Origin of the sequence: Sphingobium sp. CR28, assembly GCF_052327305.1 — a bacterium.
Lineage (GTDB): Bacteria > Pseudomonadota > Alphaproteobacteria > Sphingomonadales > Sphingomonadaceae > Sphingobium.
This window is the reverse complement of sequence record NZ_CP182486.1, coordinates 1,439,815-1,458,337: the sequence shown is the minus strand read 5'-3', so window position 1 is coordinate 1,458,337 and position 18,523 is coordinate 1,439,815. Positions and strand designations below refer to the sequence as shown.

Annotated in this window: 12 protein-coding genes and 1 pseudogene; 8 read left to right on the top strand and 5 right to left on the bottom strand. The window is 61.8% G+C overall.

Annotated features, from left to right (window positions below; genetic code table 11):
- Positions 1-8 precede the first annotated feature (8 nt).
- Genes ACNAOH_RS06895 through ACNAOH_RS06875 form a run of 5 tightly spaced genes read left to right on the top strand, consistent with a single transcriptional unit; the run spans position 9 to position 4,813 of the window.
- Complete coding sequence (locus ACNAOH_RS06895) at positions 9-557, top strand: Csu type fimbrial protein (RefSeq protein WP_443969462.1); 549 nt, start codon at positions 9-11, stop codon at positions 555-557.
- A 32-nt stretch (positions 558-589) separates the two neighbouring features.
- Positions 590-1,378: a fimbrial biogenesis chaperone gene (locus tag ACNAOH_RS06890; protein WP_443969461.1), complete on the top strand. Its 789-nt coding sequence runs from the start codon at positions 590-592 to the stop codon at positions 1,376-1,378.
- 15 nt (positions 1,379-1,393) lie between these two features.
- Positions 1,394-3,787: a fimbria/pilus outer membrane usher protein gene (locus ACNAOH_RS06885; protein ID WP_443969460.1), complete on the top strand. Its 2,394-nt coding sequence runs from the start codon at positions 1,394-1,396 to the stop codon at positions 3,785-3,787.
- A complete protein-coding gene (locus ACNAOH_RS06880; RefSeq protein WP_443969459.1) occupies positions 3,784-4,413 on the top strand; it encodes a spore coat protein U domain-containing protein in 630 nt (209 codons plus the stop codon). The genes ACNAOH_RS06885 and ACNAOH_RS06880 overlap by 4 nt, the downstream gene beginning before the upstream one ends.
- Before the next feature lie 7 nt (positions 4,414-4,420).
- The gene (locus ACNAOH_RS06875; protein ID WP_443972072.1) at positions 4,421-4,813 is read left to right on the top strand and encodes a Csu type fimbrial protein; all 393 of its coding nucleotides are present in this window, start codon (positions 4,421-4,423) and stop codon (positions 4,811-4,813) included.
- 220 nt (positions 4,814-5,033) lie between these two features.
- On the opposite strand, the pseudogene ACNAOH_RS06870 reads toward ACNAOH_RS06875, so the two are convergent.
- From ACNAOH_RS06870 to ACNAOH_RS06850, 5 genes and pseudogenes are all read right to left on the bottom strand, one after another.
- Positions 5,034-5,471, bottom strand: a pseudogene (locus tag ACNAOH_RS06870) (PilZ domain-containing protein); the annotation flags it as partial.
- A gap of 133 nt (positions 5,472-5,604) precedes the next feature.
- Complete coding sequence (locus tag ACNAOH_RS06865) at positions 5,605-6,531, bottom strand: diguanylate cyclase domain-containing protein (RefSeq protein WP_443972071.1); 927 nt, start codon at positions 6,529-6,531, stop codon at positions 5,605-5,607.
- 2 nt (positions 6,532-6,533) lie between these two features.
- Positions 6,534-10,625 carry a response regulator gene (locus ACNAOH_RS06860; RefSeq protein WP_443969458.1) on the bottom strand — a complete coding sequence of 1,364 codons (4,092 nt, stop codon included), beginning with the start codon at positions 10,623-10,625 and terminating at the stop codon, positions 6,534-6,536.
- 153 nt (positions 10,626-10,778) lie between these two features.
- The gene (locus ACNAOH_RS06855) at positions 10,779-12,950 is read right to left on the bottom strand and encodes a TonB-dependent receptor (RefSeq protein ID WP_443972070.1); all 2,172 of its coding nucleotides are present in this window, start codon (positions 12,948-12,950) and stop codon (positions 10,779-10,781) included.
- A 705-nt stretch (positions 12,951-13,655) separates the two neighbouring features.
- Positions 13,656-14,645 carry an acyltransferase family protein gene (locus ACNAOH_RS06850; RefSeq protein ID WP_443969457.1) on the bottom strand — a complete coding sequence of 330 codons (990 nt, stop codon included), beginning with the start codon at positions 14,643-14,645 and terminating at the stop codon, positions 13,656-13,658.
- Positions 14,646-14,715: 70 nt separating this feature from the next.
- Between ACNAOH_RS06850 and truB the strand changes: the two genes are divergently transcribed.
- From truB to pnp, 3 genes are all read left to right on the top strand, one after another.
- Positions 14,716-15,645: a tRNA pseudouridine(55) synthase TruB gene (gene truB / locus ACNAOH_RS06845; protein WP_443969456.1), complete on the top strand. Its 930-nt coding sequence runs from the start codon at positions 14,716-14,718 to the stop codon at positions 15,643-15,645.
- Between the two features lie 18 nt (positions 15,646-15,663).
- Entirely contained in the window at positions 15,664-15,933 is a 270-nt protein-coding gene (gene rpsO, locus ACNAOH_RS06840) for a 30S ribosomal protein S15 (RefSeq protein ID WP_443969455.1), read from the top strand.
- Positions 15,934-16,112: 179 nt separating this feature from the next.
- Entirely contained in the window at positions 16,113-18,440 is a 2,328-nt protein-coding gene (gene pnp / locus ACNAOH_RS06835; RefSeq protein ID WP_443972003.1) for a polyribonucleotide nucleotidyltransferase, read from the top strand.
- Positions 18,441-18,523 lie beyond the last annotated feature (83 nt).

The following is an 18,523-nucleotide window of genomic DNA, read 5'->3' as shown; positions in this document are numbered from 1 at the left end:
TCAACGAGATGCCTCGCCCTCCAGCACAATATGCCGGGCTGGTGCTCTTCGGCTTATTGGCTTCTATCGGCATATCAGGCCCGGCCGATGCCGATACAGGCGCGACGTTCGAGGTGTCAGCGACGATCGTCGCGGGATGCGCGGTTGACGGGGTGGGTACGAGCGGCGACGCCGGTCTGATCGGCACTCTGGATTTTGGCCGTGACACCACTCTGTCCACGGCCACTCACAATGCCGCGCTTGGGGCGAACCAGACGATGATCTTGCGTTGCACGCCGGGTGTGTCGCTCAGTCTGAAGCTTGGCGGTGGTCAACATGCGAGCGGTGGCAATCGCAACATGCAACGCGGATCGTCGTCCGCCGACCGGCTGCAATATCGCCTCTACGCCAATGCGGGGATGACAGACGAAGTCATGATCGATCAGGATCGGTCGATCCTCGTGACGGCGGCCAACATCAACGATGTTCAATTGCCAGTTTACGCACAGGTTTCGCTGCCTGGCGGGAGCGCGGCGGGAACATACACCGACACTGTTCTGGTCACACTGACTTGGTGATGGTGGTCGGTTCCTGGGGGAGAGTGACTGCCATGCCGTGGAGAACGAGACTTTGCCTTGGCACTCTATTGCTCCTGTTCGCGGCGCTCGCGCCCGCAAGTGCGGCACATGCTTCCGGGGCGGTTCTTGTGTGGCCGGTCGATCCCGTCATTGAGCATGACCAACAAGCCGTCGCCCTGTGGCTTGAAAACCGCGGGTCCAAAGCATCGCTGCTGCAGGTGCGGATACTCGCCTGGACACAGGTCGATGGCGAAGACCGATATGCGGACCAGGAAGAGATTGTCGGCACACCGCCCATGATCAGAATCGAACCCGGAAAGCGCCAGATGGTCCGACTGACCCGAGCCGTCCCCATGTCACCGGGCGTGGAACGGGCATTCAGGGTGCTGATCGACGAAATTCCGGCAAATGCCAGCCCCGCAGCAGCCGATGAAGACGCTCCATCGGTCGGTGTCCGCCTGCAGTTCCGCTATTCCATTCCGCTGTTCGTCTATGGCGAGGGTCTGTGGTGGAAACCGAGAGGGGACCGTCAACGCAATCCGGCGAGTGCGGGGCAACCGGCGCTTTCCTGGCGGATCGTCAGGCGAGACGGGAAGCCATATCTAGAGATTGGCAACACCGGCCCGGTGCATGCGCGACTGACCGGCGTGCGTTTCACACATGGCGGCGAGGCAATGACATTGGCTGAGGGATTGCTCGGCTATGTGCTAGCAGGGTCAAGCCTGCGTCGCCCCTTGCCGGAAGCAGTCGCGGCGGATGCCACCCTGATGGCAACCGTCAATGGCGGCCCGGAAGCGCTGGCGATCGTGCCGGCGAACTAGATCCGGACGCGCTCCATGCGAAAGCGAAGCGCCCTCGAAGAGATACGCTGCCAGCGGCTGCTCGGACTTATGGCGTCGGCGGGACTGTCCACGATTGTCCTCGCCGGTTCGGCCTTCGCTCGCGATTCCTGGTCCGGCTCATCCCTTCCTCCCGCGCCACGAGGAGAACAGCTTCTCAACGAGCTCAAGCTGTATCTGGAGCTGGTCGTCAATGGGCTTCCCACCGGCAAGATCGTTCCGGTTCTCCTGCGCGGCGGTCACTATCATGTGGCAGCAGCCGATTTGCGCCGCGCAGGCATTCCGGTCGAGGGCGAGGATGCCGCGATGGTTGCGATCGACGATATAACCGGCCTGCGCGTTGAATATGATGCGGCCACGTTGCGACTGATGATCCATGTCCCAACCGAATGGCTTCCGGAGCAGCAGATCGGCAGCGACCACCGCTATGACTATGTGCCCGCCCGCAGCAGTCCGGGTCTGCTGATCAACTATGACGTCTATGCCAGCGACTCCGATCGGGGAGCGACCAGCCTTTCAGTATGGAACGAACTGCGCGTCTTCGGATCTTTCGGCATCATCGCGACGACCGGCGTATTCCGGACGGTGTCAGGTGCCGGTGATCAGGATGGCTTTCGGCGCTACGACAGCTACTGGCGCTACTCCGACGAACAGCGCATGCTGACCTATGAGGCGGGAGATCTGCTCACCCGGAGCCTGAACTGGGGCAGCACCGTGCGTCTAGGCGGCGCCCAGATTTCGCGCGATTTCGCGATCCGTCCCGATATCATTACCTATCCGCTTCCCCAGTTCGCGGGTGAAGCGGCCGTTCCCTCGACAGTCGATCTCTTCATAGATGGCTATCGCGCCGACAGTGCAGAGATAAAGCCGGGACCATTCACCCTTACCAATATCCCGTCCATCAACGGTGCGGGCGAGGCTGTTGTCGTGGTCACCGATGCTCTGGGGCGACAGGTGTCCACCACGATACCCTTTTATGTCAGCAATGCCCTGCTGCGCACCGGCCTCTCCGATTTCGCGATGGCGGGAGGGTTTGTCCGGAAGAATTATGGGCTGAAGAATTTCTCCTACGGGTCTGCCGCTGCCAGCGCCTCCTTACGGCGCGGCATGACCGATTGGCTCACTTTGGAACTGCATGGCGAAGCTGGCCGGCAGTTCGGGCTAGCCGGCATCGGCGGTGTGGCGAGCCTGGGCAATATCGGCATGATCAGCTCGTCCTGGAGCCAGAGCCGACACAGAGGGCGCCGCGGCGATCAGTGGACGATCGGATACCAGTATAGCGCACGGAAATTCAGTATCGCAGCTTTGCATAGTAGACGGGCCGAGGGTTTTGCCGACCTATCCGTCTATGATACGAAGACATCCAGCCTGAGCAGACGCGGCACGTCGATAACCGGGAGCGTCTCTCTGGACCGCTTCGGGAGTATAGGCGCCGGCTATTTCGATACGCGCGTGCGTGACGGAACGCGAACGCGGCTCACTAATCTTTCGTGGGGTTTGCCACTCTGGAAGAGCGCAAGCTTCTATGCCTCGGGCAATCACGAGATCGGCACTGGCAAATGGTCGGCCGCGCTGCAGTTGGTGATGCCCCTCGGTCGAAATCGCGGAACCGCAAGTAGCGGATATGAGCATGGCGCGGCCCGGGGCAGTTCCTGGCGCGCCAACTATAATCGTGCCGTGCCGAGCGATGGCGGTATCGGATGGAGTCTCGGCTATGCCGAGGGCAGCAGGACAGAGCGCTATGTTCACGCCGATCTAACCTGGCGAAACGATCTGATGCAGCTGCGCGGCGGCATCTATGGTGGAGACGGCAATTATGCGCGCTGGGCCGGCGCGAGCGGCTCGATCGCGATGATGGAAGGATCGACCTTCATTGCGAACCGGATCAACGACGCTTTCGCCGTCGTCAGCACCAACGGCGAGCCGGGCGTGCCCGTGCGCTACGAGAACCAGTTGATCGGCAGGACAGATGCCGGCGGTCATCTGCTGGTTCCGTGGGCCAGCTCCTATTATCGGGCCAAATATAGCATCGATCCACTCGGGCTGCCGTCCGCGGTCGGGACGCCGATCGTGGAACAACGGATCGCCGTCCGCCGCGGAAGTGGTTTCCTGCTTGAATTTCCTGTTTCCCGGGTCGTTGCCGCAACCGTCACGCTGCACGATGCGGCGGGCCAACCTCTTCCGGTCGGCGCGCCCGTTACGGTCAACGGCGTGCCCGGCACTTATGTCGGTTGGGACGGAATTGCTTATATGGAGGGTCTTCAGTCGCGGAACGCTCTCACCATAACACTGCCGGATGGCGGTTCTTGTGCGGCCTCGTTCGACCTTGATCGGACTGACCAAATCGGCCGGATCGGACCTTTGATCTGCCAGGCGGAGAACGAGCCATGAGCACTCGCGCCACCACGAAGACCTGGCTATGGCTCTGGCTTGCCGTCATCGCGATCATTGCCTTCCCTTCTCCGGGGGCTACGCAGACGTTCAAATATTGCACGGTTTCAGGCAGCGATGCCGATCTTGGCAGCCACAGCTCTCTTGATGTGGCGTCCACGGGACGGGAAAGCGCCGGCGCCGGCGGCCTCACCTGTCAGCCGCCACTGGCATTGCTCAGCACCTCCTATATCAAGGTCAAGGTCGAAAGCTCGACGTTCCAGCTCACCGGCGGTCCTGATAGTCAGACTGTCCCATTTACGATCTCGGCATCGGAGAGCGGCACTGCGATCCCCGCGGGCGCCGAGTTCGATTTTACGAGTTTCCAGCTTCTCAATCTATTTTCGGGGCCAGGAGGCAGCCTGCCGCTTTATGTCAGGATGCAGCCAAAGCCGGGACTGCGAGCGGGGATTTACAGCGGGACCGTCAATCTGCGCTGGTACTTTTCGGTCTGTACTCTCGGTCTGCTCGTGATTTGCGACTTTTCTGAGAGTCCGGGATTCGTGCGGCCAATCCTGTTCACGCCACTCAACTGGGGAAGTGGCGTACTCACCACCATGAGTGTGACCATGGGTCGTCGAGAATGATTGCGCGATCACTGCGCCGGATCTCGACTTTGGTAGTGCGCCCCTCGCAGGCAGTTTCGCGGAGGCGATTGCGACGATCAATATCCGTTGCAGCGCTGGGGCGAGCTACAGCGTGGGTCTGAGCGGTGGAAACAACTTCGATGGTGGATGGCGACGGATGCGGCGCGCAGCGACCAGTGATTATCTTCGCTACGAAATCTACCAACTTCCTTCTTCCAGTATCCGCTGGGACAGCAACGGTTCGGAGCGTCGCAACAGCACTTCGGCTCAGGTCAATCCCGGGGTTTATGACGGCGTCACCCAACAAGGGTTCACCTATGGAGCGCGGATCGATCCGGCTCAAACAACTCCGCCGGTTGGACGATATGTTGACAATATGGTTCTGGATATCGAGTTTTAGCCAACCGGCCCAAATATTTAGGTGCCGATGCGTCCCTCGTTAGCGACGCTGTCCCCATGAACTGGGGTTACTTCTGGATCAGAAATGTGTGGGATCGCTGGAAGCGGGGGTAACGTCCACATCGGACGCCCCCGCGACAGGCACTTGACGCTATCGAGGTCGGTGAGACTGAGGGGATGACTGAACCAGAGACCGCCCCGTTGCGATCTGGTCCAGCGGATCAGGGCTCGCCTCTAAGTTTCCCATCACATAGTGACAGGTCGCCTTCGAGGCCGAGTTGAACCTCGCGGTTCGCGTGAAAGCCGGCACCGTGCTGCGAGAGCTTGATGAGACTAATCCGATATCGTTCCGTGCCGGCGATCAGAACGGCTTCGGCTTCGATCGGCAAACGCAGCGCGCGATATCGTTTCGCGCGCTGCTCGACGGCAAGCGAATGAAGCAGCTCGGCGGCATTGATTTTTTGCGTGAACGCAACGCCGCAGTTTCCTTTCTCCGCCCATACTATCCTGCCCGCGATCGAAACCGTCTCTGAAAGTCCGATCTCAATTACCTCCCCGCTATGCATGGGTACGTTGGCGGTAGGCATCAGTCCGGTGTCGGAGATATTGCGCACCCGCCAAAGGCCAACATCATCTGCGCGCGTGATCAGGGCGACGCGACAAAGCGATTGTCTTTTCGGCGCTCGCGATCGCCAGCGGGAAGAACTTCGTCGGGTTCACGGGGAAGGTTGGGATCGCGACACGCCGAAGAGGCCGATCGGTTACCCCAAGCTGCGGCTCCCACGAAGCGCGCTAAATTGAGTGTGCCAACGAGAGCGAAACCGTTTCCGTCATGATGCGGTTCCGTCCGGCGCTTTTGGCGCTGTAGAGCAGAATGTCCGCTCGTTCGAGCAAGGCAGCGGGAACCGCCGGCTCAACAAGTCGCGCAACCAGCGCGCCGCCGCTGATGGTTAGAACCGTAGCGGCCTCCGATCGCGCATGAGGGATCTTGAGGGATATGATTTCTTCCCTCAGACGTTCCAGCAAAAGCTCGAAATTGGCCGGGGCCGGGAGGAGCAGAACAAACTCCTCGCCGCCGTAGCGCGCCGCCACATCATAGGGCCGCCCTACATAGGATGCCAGCACGCCTGCGACCTGGCGCAGCGCCTCATCCCCGGCGCCATGACCATAGCAGTCATTATATTGTTTGAAGTGATCGACATCGAAGAGGGCGAGGCCAATGGGCTCTCCGGCTCTGGCCGCATGCCGACAGGCGAGATCGAGGGCTTCATCGAACCGCCTGCGATTGGCGATCCCGGTCAGGCCGTCCTGCATGGACAGGCGCTCGAGTTGCCGGCGCTGCATGGCGAGCTTGAGATGAACCTTGATGCGCGCCCGTACGATAGCGGGATGGATCGGCTTTGAGACATAGTCCGCGGCGCCCAACAGAAGCCCGCGCTCTTCATCCGCCTCATCGGTATGGCCGGTGATGAAGATGACGCCGACATCCGATGTGCGCTTGTCGGCCTTGATCTGGGCAAGCACCTCATAGCCATCCATGCCCGGCATGGACACATCGAGCAGGACGAGGCTGACATCCTCGTCCCTCATCCTCTGCAGCGCCGAGGGGCCATCTTTGGCCAGGATGAGCCTGCATTCGTCTCGAAGCAGCTCCGCCATAACCATCCGGTTGACGCGATCGTCATCGACGACGAGCACCGTGGGCAGATTCGCTGGCATGGTCACAGGGTCTCTTCCGTCCATGCGGGGTCGAGCTTGCGCTGCAATTGTAGGAGCGCGGCACTGGCGGCTTCGAGCTCCAACTCGTCAAACTGCGACTGCGCCTCCTCGGCGAGCGAACGTATGCCCTGGCCCAGAAGTCCCGTGCAAATGTCCTCCAACAGCTGGTTGGCGGCATAATCCCCTTGCTCGACAAGCGGGATGGCACGCGTGACGAGGTCGCGCATGACCGCATGATCCGCAGGTGCGCCATTGCCCACATCCTTGTCGCGCAATGTCGACAAGCCTCGGGTCGCGTCCTTGATCAACCGGATCAGCGCCTCTCGAAACGTCGGAGCTCGGCCTTCGACATCCTGCATGTCGCCATCGCGGGCCGCCTGTTCGAGTTGATCGGCGACCGTGCAGAAATGCCGCGCACCGAAATAGGCGGCGCTGCCTTTCAGCGTATGGACAACAGAAGCGATCAATTCGGGATCGCCTCCTCGCAGACTATCGTCCAGCCGCTGCACGATATCGACATTGTCGCGCAGAAAGCCTTCCAGCAATCGCTCGACCCTCTCCTCGTTTCCGCCGAAACGTTTGAGGGATAACTGGAGATCGAAATCGGCGGCATCCGCTTCCTCGACCCTCTGGTGGCCGGCAGCTTTTCCGGCCGCTAATCCCAGCGACTCGATCAGCGTCTGGTAAAGAGCCGTCTCGTCGATCGGCTTGCTCAGGTGAGCGGTCATGCCCGCTTCACGGCTGGCATTCTGATCTTCGATCCGAGCCTGCGCAGTCAAGGCGATGACGGGCAGTTTTAGCCAGCGTTCGTGCCGGCGGATTTCCCGCACCGCGCTCAGGCCGTCCATCCGCGGCATGTGCATGTCCATGAGCACGGCGTCGAAATCATGGACGTCGAGCTTGGCAAGGGCCTCCAGGCCGTCCGTTGCCGTGTCGGCTTCCACACCCACGGCAGCCAGAAAGTCGCTGGCGACTTCACGATTGAGGGCATTGTCATCAACGACCAGAACGCGCTTGCCCTTCAATCGGGCATAAGCTTCCCGCGAGGCCTTGCCGCGGCGCGGCGCGGAACCCTTGACGGTCGTGCGTGCGCGTTGCTCCGACGGGGAGAAGATTTCCGAGATGGTGTTGAACATGACGGATTCGGTAATCGGCTTGATGAGCACGCCTTCAAGACCCAGCTGCTCCGCTCCACACAGCACCTCTTCCCGACCATAGGCCGTTACCATCAGCACCGCCGGCATATGAGGCAAGCTCTCGTCGGCGCGGATCCTGCGGGCGGTCTCCAGGCCGTCCATCGTCGGCATGCGCCAATCCATCAGAACGATGTCGAAAGGCTTGCCATGCTCGGCTTCGGCCCGCAGCCGGGCAAGGGCGCCTGCGCCGGAATCCACAGTTTCGGCGGCGAGGCCGAATTCGGTCACCATCTCCCGCAATATCTGCCGGGCGCTGGCATTGTCGTCGACGATCAGGACGCGGCGATCCGTGAGCAGAGCGGATCGCCGGCTGACGGGATGAGACATAGATGCCTCGCCGATCGAGCGGGAGGCGATGGTGAAGGAGAAGGTGCTGCCCTCTCCGAGCACGCTATCCACCCAGATCCTGCCGCCCATCATCTCGACAAGCTGCTTGCAGATGGCGAGGCCCAGGCCGGTACCGCCATATTTGCGCGACGTGTCGCTCGCGGCCTGCGAGAAGGGGCGGAACAGGCCAGCTATCTGATCAGCGCTGAGGCCGATCCCAGTGTCACGAACCGAAAATTGCAAAAGCGGGGCGCCATCCTCGGCCAGCACCGGCTCGATAGAGATCACCACTTCGCCGGTTTCGGTGAATTTCACCGCGTTGCTGACCAGGTTGGTCAGTACCTGCCCCAGGCGGAGGGGATCTCCCCTCAGCTGGCGCGGCGCCTGCGTGTCGACCGCATAGGCGATCTCGAGCCCCTTGTCCTCCGCCGGCATCGCCATGACCGCCGAAACGGACTCGAGCACCGACTCGAGCGTGAAAGGCGTATCCTCCAGTTCCAGTCCGCCCGCCTCGATCTTGGAGAAATCGAGGACATCGTTGATGATGCCGAGCAACGCTTTCGCCGAGAGGTCGATCTTCTCGAGATAATTGCGCTGCTTTGGCGCAAGGGGGGTCTGTAGCGTCAGGCGCGTCATCCCGATCACCGTGTTCATCGGTGTACGGATCTCGTGGCTCATCGTGGCCAGGAAGTCGCTCTTGGTCCGTTCGGCGGCCTCGGCCGCCTCCTTGGCCTGATGGAGCGCTTCGGCCGCCAGCCGCTCGCCGGTAACGTCGCGGGCGATACCGTCCCAGATGGTTCGCCCATCGGACTGGAGGCGCGGCGCCGAGCGGATATGCATCCAGATCAGCCGGCCGTCTCGTGTGCTCACGCGAAGTGTGTGGTCTACAGGGGCTCCCGTGAGACGGGATCGCTCCATGGCGTCGGAATAGCCAGTACTATCTTCCGGGTGGATCATGTTGAGGAACGCCATCCGATCCCGGGTGATCTCGTCTGCCGACAGGCCCGTCAGCCGAATGATGCCAGCGCTCATATAGGTGACGGTCAGCTCGCCATCCGCCGGCTGCTCGAGGCGATAGATGACGCCGCTGGGCAGATTGTCTGCCAGGGTCGCCAACCGCGCCTGCTCTTCCTGGCGATCGCTGATGTCCTGGACGGTTCCGGCGAGGCCGATGATCCGGCCCGCCCCGTCGCGCTGGGCCTGGCCCCGGATATAGGCCGGGAAGCTCGGTCCATCCGCTCGCAGGTGCTCCACTTCCATGACATAGGGCTGTCCGGTTTCAATGCAGGCTGCGATGGCGGCGTTCATCCTCTGGAGACTTTCCGGGGCCAGCAATCTTTGAAGGTCCGCAGTGGTCAGCGGTGGCCCAGCCGGATCGGCACCATTAATCTCATAGAGCATGTCCGAGCAGGTGAAGTGACCGCTGGCGAGATCGAGCGACCAGCTGCCGATCCGTGCCAGCCTTTCGGCCTGGCGAAGCGCCTCATAGCTTTGCTGCAGGGCCTGGTGGCTGCGCCGGGTCTCAACCTCCGCGCTCTCCAGGCTGTGCCGCAGCGTCTCGAACTCTGCCACGGAGGATCGCGGGGCGGCATCCGAAAGGCTGTAATCGGCGCCTTCGCCATCCGCCACAGCGCGGGCATGCTGGGCCAGATGCCGGATGGGCCGCAATATGCGCCGGGCCAACAACATGGCCAACAGGAGGGCGAAGAAAAGCGTTGCTGCCGAGGCGGCGAACAAGACGATGAGCGGTTGCCGCCAACGGTCATTGAACACCCTGAGCGGCTCTCCGACAACCGCGACCCAGCCCGGCGTCCCACGGATCGTTTGAAAGGCGAAAATGACGCGAGGGCCGTCAATTCTTCGCGCCTCGAAGGTGCCGCTCGTCTTGCCGAGAGCTTTCAAGGTGGCCCAGTCGGGCACGGGCTTACCGATGAACTGGTCAGCCTCGCTGGAGCGAGCAACGACCCGTCCGGTACCGTCGGTCACGGCAAGTACCAATGAATCGGGGAAGGCTCCCTCCCGTGTCAATGTCCGCACCAGGTCCGTTGGCCTGGCGACCATGGTGGCGACCTCAACGCTCCCCTTGCCGACATCGCGGGAAATGGCGATCGCGATCTGCGGTGACGCACCGGACGAGAAGATGTTCGAGACGGCCATTTCTCCGGTCGAGGCCGCTTTCGAGGCGAGATCGGTGAGGATGGCGGGAGACGTTACCGGCCGGGCGGCGAGGCCAGCGGGCTCTCTTCTGATCAGGGTCGATCCAAGGCGCCCCTTGAAAAGTGCTCCGCCGCTGGTTTCTGTGGTTCCCCGGGTGGGCCCATAGTTTTCGATAATATGCGAGGTGGCGCGCAATTCGCTTTCCACCGATTGTGCGGCAAGGTTGGCGGTCGCGAGAAGCTGAGCGGTCGATGCCTGGCGATAGGACGCACCGGCGCGCGCAAGCGTCGCCGCCACAACCCCGAGTGTCGGAACGAGCACCAGCAGGACCAGCACGATCAGATGGGTCTGAAGCGATGGCCGCTGAACGACATGAGCCGCTATCGAAGCCTGCCTCCGCGATAGACTGAACAAATTACCAGCCTCCCTTCTCGGGAAGGATGCGGAACAAGTGTAAAGATTTGTCGAATAGAGTTGATATTCAATGAATAATCCGTGCTCTGGGGAGGCGACAGCGAATGTCCGATTGATGCGGGCTGGCGGACCAATCAGGACGGCGGTCATTTTCTAGAAGGTGATTCTTGCCCGCACATAGGCTTCGCGCGGGCGGGCATAAGTCGCCGAAGCCGCGCCCAGTGACGGGTTGACATTGCCGCTGACCAGATAATGCTTATTGGCAAGGTTGCGCACGCCGAGCATTAGCGAGAAATCGCTGTCGGACGGGATGAAACCGAGGCTGGCATTGATGAGATTATAGCCAGGCTGGCTGATCTCCGGCGAATTGAGCGCATCATTATAGACGGTCGATGTGAAGCTCCAGTCGATGCGCGGCTTCAGCGATCCCAATCCTGCTATGATGGCGTCATAGCTGAGCGCCACATTGGCGGTCCATTCGGGCGTGTGGACCAGCTTCTTGCCCAGCGTGATCTCGGAGGCGCGCCTGTCGATAGCGGTGTAGCGCGCACCGAGATGACCGACACCCCCGCTCAACCTGAGGCCAGGCAGGATTAGCATTTCGGATTCCAGCTCGAAGCCGCGGATTCTGGCGCGGGCCGCATTCTTGACCACCGGGGCGAAGCCGGCCTGCTCGACAACCAGTATCTGCAGATCGGTATAATAGGTCTCGAAAGCCGCGCCGTTGAAGCGGATGCGCCGGTCGGGCGCCTGATATTTGAAGCCGATCTCGGCCACCTTCACCCTCTCGGGGTCGAAGGTGGGCAGCGCGGGAACCACGCTGCTATTGCGCTGCGTGAAGCCGCCGCTCTTGAAGCCGGTCGACCAGGATGCGTAGGTCATCAGCGCATCATTCCAGGCATAGTCGGCGGCGAGGCGGTAATTGACATTGCTGAAGCTGCGACGCGCCGCGATACCGGGAACCAGGATCGTGCCTGCACGGGGAGCGGGCAGACGGCTGGCAAGGAAGAACTGATCCGGTGTGTAGCTCTTTTCTTCACCGGTATAACGTAGCCCTGCCGTAAGGCCGAGTTTGGCGAAGGGCCTGTAGGTCTGCTGCCCGAACAGCGCCCAGCTCTTGCTGATGATGTCATGGCCTCCGCTCTGAATGTCGAAGCCGGCGAGAAACAGCTTGCTGTCATCGCGACCCTTCTCATAGCCGTAGAAGCCGCCGACCAGCCAGTCGAAACCGGCGCCGCGATGTCCCGACAGCTGCACCTCCTGGGTGAATTGCCGGTCATGAACGCGCGCAGTGGTCGCATAGACGTTGAGCGGTGACTGGTCGCCGTCGCGGGTGAAATAGGTGCCGAAGGCACGCCATGCCGTGATCGATTTCGCCTCGGCCCAGCCCAGGTCGAGCGTCGTGGTCGCGCTGGCCCCGCCCACTTCCAGATCTGATATGGATGGTGCGGTGCCGTTCGAAACATAGGCGCTGCCCGTTGCCCAACGACCGTCATATATTCCACCCGGCGCGCCCAGCACGACGTTATGAATGAAGCTCTGGTTGAGCGGCGGCCCTGCCAGCGAATAGGTGCGGATCAGGGTCGAGGGTCCGCCAGCCTCGTCCGCTTTCATATAGTCCGCGGCCAGCAACAGGCTCAATGTATCGGTCAGGTCGATATCGAGCTGACCGCGAAACGCGACGCGATCGGTATTGCCCAGCCTGTCTTCCACCAGCGGGCGGCGGACATAGCCGTCCTGGCTGAGCCGCCCGGCCGTTACGCGCGCGCGGACGCGGGAAGACAAAGGGAGGTTCGCCGTGAGGATCGCGTTGAACAGCCTGTCGGTGCCGACCGTGAGGTCCGCTGTCAGCGAGGGATCCTTGCCGGGCCGTCGGCTGATGACATTGATGGCCCCGCCGATCGTGTTCTTGCCATAGAGCGTGCCCTGCGGCCCGCGGACTATCTCCACCCGGCCGATATCGATCAGGTCGAGCAGGCTGCCCACCGACCGCGAAACGTAGACGCCATCGACATAGAGGCCGACGCCCGGATCGGTCGTCAGTAGAAAGTCGCTCTGGCCAACGCCGCGGATGAAGATCGCCGCCGCGGCGTTGCTGCCGGACAGCGTGACGGCCGGATCGATCGAGATGTTGGGCGCCAGCATGGCAAGGTCGCCGACGCTCTGCACGCCGGCTTCCACTATTTCGTTGCCGGAGATAGCTGTAACGGAAAGCGGGGTTCGCGCCAGCGGCTCGACGCGCCTCTGTGCGGTGACGACGATATCGGGAAGGCCCTCAGTGACGCCGGGGATAGTCTGGGCATCGGCGGGAGCCGAAGCAAGCACAGCCAAGGCAGTGCATGCGAGTAACGCGAGGCTGCATGACCGGCGCGGTCGGCATGTCGACGCGACGATTGTCCCATCCGACGAGGAAATAATGGATATTTTACTTGCCACCACTCCTTTCCAGAGCAGGGAAGCAGTGAATTGTCCGTGAGTCGTCACCGGAAGAAACATGGCCACATGGTGGCGGCGAAAGGTTAAGACACCTCTCTTCAGAGCATGGCCATGCCGTTCATGCCCTGATGAACGGATACCGACTGCTGTCGGAATGGCAGCTGTCATGCAGCCAACGCTTATTTGTTCTGCCCATCGGCGTTCCGAAAACTCGCTCCGGCTATTTGTCAGGCACTGCGTCGGGCTCCCACCCCAGTTTTCATTATCACTTCGAATAAATGGGTGTTCGGAAAGTATCCGTGGACACGTTCCGCCCGAGGCCAATCGTCTACGCCGGAACTTCCTCCTCAGTGTGGGCCTTTGACCGCCACATTCTTGAGACGGACGAGCTCGCTCTCCTTGTCCTTGGGTGACGTTTTCCAGATGTCGTAGCCGGCCATAAGGTCTTCACCGCGATGGCCGCCATCGATCTGCAGGCAAGGAATGAGATGGCGTTGGTAAGGCTGAGGTCGTGAGTTCAATCCTCACCGGTAGCACCATGTTTCCTGAAGCCTCCGAGTCTCCCGACCGAACCTTGCCCGGCGGCGACAATGTTCAGGCTGGCTGACTCGTCGTCATTGGCCTGGGCGGCTGAACCACAATGGGATCGAGGCCGATCCATTTGGTTATGCCCATGCGCCGGGCGAGCCCATAGATGACCAGTGGCACCAGAAAAGAGCCCAGAATGCTCAGCATGACCGCACCGGGCATTGCCATCTGCGGGACCACCATTTTCAGGATGATGCGCGTTCCCGATCCGCCGAAAATGTGGAGCAGGTAGAGCGGCATGGAATGGCGCCCAAGGAAGCTGAATATGCGGGAAAGCATGGGGTAGCCGGCGATATGGGATGCGAGGGCATAACAGGCATAGACCCCGCCAAATGACGACCAGATCAGCCAGATGGGTATGAGCGGCGTTTTGACCGTCACGCTGATCCAGGCTCCAATGGCGAGGAGCACGACGCCTAGCCAGGCCGCCCAACTCCGGACGGGCGGCAGTCCCGGCCCCGCGCGCAGCCAGGCTCCCGTGAGGACGAAGATGACGCATTCGCAGACGGCATACCAGTGGACGACATCCAGAAGCGTCATGGCAGCCAGCACGCCAATTCCCATAAGAATCGCGCGGGGTGTGCGGAGCGCGGCAAGGGCGGCAGTGCCGATCATTAGGATCAGCAAAAACCAGAAATGCTCGATCGGCCGGACCGGAAGATACAGCAGTTCCTCGGTCGTCACGGCGGTATTGACGCGGCCACTCAACGCATAGGCGACCATCCAGCTGACGATCGACCAGAAGAGATAGGAATAATAGAGGGAGAACTGCCGGTCTCGCTGGAAGGCAAGCTTGTCCGCGCGCGGCCAGGCGAAGTAGCCAGCGATCACGAAGAATGTCTGCACATGGAAGCCATAAGCAAATGCATCCGCGAAGCGCGCCGCAATGCCTCCGTCGATCATGCCGGCGGAGTGGAAGCCCCGCAGAACATGAAAGACGATCACAGCGGCAATCGCTATGCCCTTGGCATTATCGAGAGCCGGAAGCCGGTTCATTCGGAGAGAGTAAGCCCCTTTTCGCTGCGGCGCGAAACATAGAATCATATAAGGACCAGATTAAGGCCCCATGACCAGTAACAGCCCGATATTGAGACCGCTTCACGGCTGGATCGTGATCGACAAACCCCTGGGCCTCGGCTCCACACAGGGAGTAAGCGCCGTGAAGCGGGCGCTGCGCGAGGGCGGATACCCCAAGGCCAAGGTCGGCCATGGCGGCACGCTCGATCCGCTTGCGCAGGGCGTATTGCCGATCGCGGTGGGCGAAGCGACCAAGCTGGCCGGGCGGATGCTCGACAGCGACAAGATCTATGACTTCACGATCGGTTTCGGCACGCAGACCGACACGCTCGATCTTGAAGGCGCGGTCGTCGCGCAGAGCGATGCGCGGCCGAGCCTGGCGGAGGTCGAGGCGATCCTGCCGCGCTTCACGGGTCCGATCGAGCAGGCGCCGCCGGTCTACAGCGCGATAAAGGTGGATGGGCAGCGCGCTTATGATCGGGCGCGCGCCGGTGAGGATGTTGAGATGAAGACCAGGGCCGTGACGATCCACGCCCTGCATCTGTCCTCCGTTCGCGAGAATGACAAAGACCCGTTGGAGGAGATCACCCTCACCGCGCATGTCTCGAAGGGTACGTACATCCGCAGCCTCGCGCGGGACATCGCGCTTGCTTTGGAAACGGTCGGCCACGTGACCTATCTCAGGCGCGTGAAGGCCGGGCCTTTCCTTCAGGATCAGGCGATTTCGCTGGACAAACTGGCCGATGCTGCTAGGGCGCACGACTTGGAGCAGCTGTTGCTGCCATTGACGGCGGGGCTGGACGACATCCTGGCTTTCTCCGTCTCCCCCCAGGAAGCACATGCGCTCCGTCAGGGACGCACGCTTATGGGGAAACCTCGCGAAGGGCTGATGCTGGCGATGGCGGGAGATGTTCCCGTGGCACTGGTTGAAGCTGTCGGCCCCGAGATCAGGGTCGTGCGCGGGTTCAATTTTTCCTGATGTCGCGGAGTAAATAGCATGTCGGTTACCGCCGAAAAGAAGACTGAGATCATTCAGGACAATGCCCGCGCATCGGGCGATACGGGCTCTCCCGAGGTGCAGGTAGCGATCCTTTCCGAGCGCATCGCCAACCTGACCGAGCACTTCAAGACCCACCACAAGGACAATCATAGCCGTCGTGGCCTGCTGATGCTGGTGAACAAGCGTCGCTCGCTGCTCGACTATCTCAAGAAGAAGGATGCGGCGCGCTACACCGCCCTCATCGCAAAACTCGGACTTCGCAAGTAAGTCTGGAGCAGAAGCAGACGGCCCCCGAGTGGGGCCGTTTCGCTTTATCGGGGCCATCGCAATCCGGCGATGCGCACCGTACAAAACAGGGGCGAGGATATGCCCCGACCGCCGCGGGCCGGACGAGCCCGCAGACAGGCCCCGCCGTGCAATAGGGCGCCGCGGGCGAAGGAAATCAGATGTTTGATGTAAAGACAGTGGAAATCGAGTGGGGCGGCAAGACGCTCAAGCTCGAGACGGGCCGCGTTGCCCGTCAGGCCGATGGCGCGGTGATCGCGACGTATGGCGAGACAGTGGTGCTCTGCGCGGTCACGGCCGCCAAGTCGGTGAAGGACGGGCAGGATTTCTTCCCGCTCACCGTGCACTATCAGGAGAAATATTCGGCTGCCGGGCGCATTCCGGGCGGCTTCTTCAAGCGGGAGCGCGGCGCGACCGAGAAGGAGACTCTGGTCTCCCGCCTCATCGACCGGCCGGTTCGCCCGCTCTTCCCTGAGGGCTTCTACAACGAGATCAACGTGATCGCGCAGGTTCTCTCCTTCGATGGCGAGACCGAGCCCGATATTCTGGCGATGGTTGCTGCCTCGGCTGCGCTCACCATCTCCGGCGTGCCCTTCATGGGGCCGATCGGTGCTGCGCGCATCGGTTACAAGGATGGCGAATATCTGCTCAACCCCAGCCTTGAAGAGGCAAAGGCGGGCGAGCTCGATCTCGTCGTCGCCGCCACCGATTCGGCTGTGATGATGGTCGAGTCGGAAGCCAAGGAGCTGTCCGAGGACGTCATGCTAGGCGCGGTCATGTTCGCCCATGAAGAGAGCCGCAAGGTGATCGGCGCGATCATCAAGCTTGCTGAGAAGGCGGCTAAGGATCCGTGGGAACTGAACCTGGGCGATGGCAATGCCGAGCTCAAGACGAAGCTCAAGGGCCTGATCGGCGCGGACATCGCGGCAGCTTACAAGCTGACCAACAAGTCCGAGCGTTCCAACGCGCTCAATGCTGCCCGTGACAAGGCGAAGGCGTCCTTCGTCGAGCAGGGGCTCGATGCCCAGTCCGTCATGGCCGGCATCAAGCAGGTCAAGAAGCTGGAAGCGGAGATCGTGCGCGGCGCGATCCTGAAGGACGGCCAGCGTATCGATGGCCGCACGACCACGCAGATCCGCCCGATCGAAGCGATGGTCGGCTTCCTGCCCCGCACGCACGGCTCGGCGCTGTTCACGCGCGGCGAGACGCAGGCCATCTGCACGACCACGCTCGGCACCAAGGATTCCGAGCAGATGATCGACGGCCTGACTGGCCTCTCCTACGAGAGCTTCATGCTGCACTATAACTTCCCGCCCTATTCGGTCGGTGAAGTCGGCCGCTTCGGTGCGCCGGGTCGTCGTGAAGTCGGCCATGGCAAGCTCGCCTGGCGCGCGCTGCATCCCGTGCTGCCGAGCAAGGAAGACTTCCCCTACACGATCCGTGTGCTTTCGGACATCACCGAGTCCAACGGTTCTTCCTCGATGGCCACCGTCTGCGGCGGTTCGCTCTCGATGATGGATGCCGGCGTGCCCCTGAAGCGTCCGGTCTCCGGCATTGCGATGGGCCTGATCCTGGAAGGCAAGGACTTCGCGGTCCTCAGCGACATTCTGGGTGACGAGGATCATCTCGGCGACATGGACTTCAAGGTCGCCGGTACGTCCGAAGGCATCACCACGATGCAAATGGACATCAAGGTCGCCGGCATCACGCAGGAGATCTTCGAGGTCGCGCTGCGTCAGGCCAAGGAAGGCCGTGCGCACATTCTGGGCGAGATGAACAAGGCGCTGGGCGAAGTCCGCACCGAACTCTCGGCGCACGCGCCGCGCATCGAGACGATCCAGATCGACAAGTCGAAAATCCGCGACGTTATCGGCACGGGCGGCAAGGTCATTCGCGAGATCGTCGCGGAGACCGGCGCCAAGGTCGATATCGACGACGAGGGCATCATCAAGATCAGCTCGTCCGATTCCGCGCAGATCGAGGCTGCCAAGGCATGGATTCTTGGCATCGTCGAGGAAGCCGAGGTCGGCAAGATCTACAATGGCAAGGTCGTCAACATCGTCGATTTCGGCGCGTTCGTGAACTTCATGGGTGGCAAGGACGGCCTCGTCCACGTCTCGGAGATGCGCAACGAGCGCGTCGAGAAGCCGACCGACGTCGTGTCGGAAGGTCAGGAAGTGAAGGTCAAGGTCCTCGAGATTGATCCGCGTGGTAAGGTTCGCCTGTCTATGCGCGTTGTCGATCAGGAGACGGGCGAGGAACTGGAAGACACCCGTCCTCCGCGCGAACCCCGCGAGCCGCGTGGCGACCGTGGTCCGCGTCGTGAAGGCGGTGGTGGCCGTGGCGGCGACCGTGGCGATCGTGGTCCGCGCCGTGATCGCGGCGGTGACCGTGGCCCGCGTCGCGAGCGCGGCGAGGGCGGCAGCAATGGCGGTGGTGATGACGACGGGTCCAGCGCGGGGCTGCCGAGCTTCATCACGCAGGACTGACCTCCGCGTCTTTGTGAAGGAACGCTTTAAAAGGGGCGGCCGGGAAACCGGTCGCCCTTTTGCTTTTTGACGTCCGCCCGCAA

Bases quoted from the DNA above. Each gene is read 5' to 3' on its own strand.
- ACNAOH_RS06895 (WP_443969462.1), top strand. From the start codon at position 9: ATGCCTCGCCCTCCAGCACAATATGCCGGGCTGGTGCTCTTCGGCTTA.
- ACNAOH_RS06890 (WP_443969461.1), top strand. From the start codon at position 590: ATGCCGTGGAGAACGAGACTTTGCCTTGGCACTCTATTGCTCCTGTTC.
- ACNAOH_RS06885 (WP_443969460.1), top strand. From the start codon at position 1,394: ATGCGAAAGCGAAGCGCCCTCGAAGAGATACGCTGCCAGCGGCTGCTC.
- ACNAOH_RS06880 (WP_443969459.1), top strand. From the start codon at position 3,784: ATGAGCACTCGCGCCACCACGAAGACCTGGCTATGGCTCTGGCTTGCC.
- ACNAOH_RS06865 (WP_443972071.1), bottom strand. From the start codon at position 6,531: ATGCCAGCGAATCTGCCCACGGTGCTCGTCGTCGATGACGATCGCGTC.
- ACNAOH_RS06850 (WP_443969457.1), bottom strand. From the start codon at position 14,645: ATGAACCGGCTTCCGGCTCTCGATAATGCCAAGGGCATAGCGATTGCC.
- truB (WP_443969456.1), top strand. From the start codon at position 14,716: ATGACCAGTAACAGCCCGATATTGAGACCGCTTCACGGCTGGATCGTG.
- rpsO (WP_443969455.1), top strand. From the start codon at position 15,664: ATGTCGGTTACCGCCGAAAAGAAGACTGAGATCATTCAGGACAATGCC.
- pnp (WP_443972003.1), top strand. From the start codon at position 16,113: ATGTTTGATGTAAAGACAGTGGAAATCGAGTGGGGCGGCAAGACGCTC.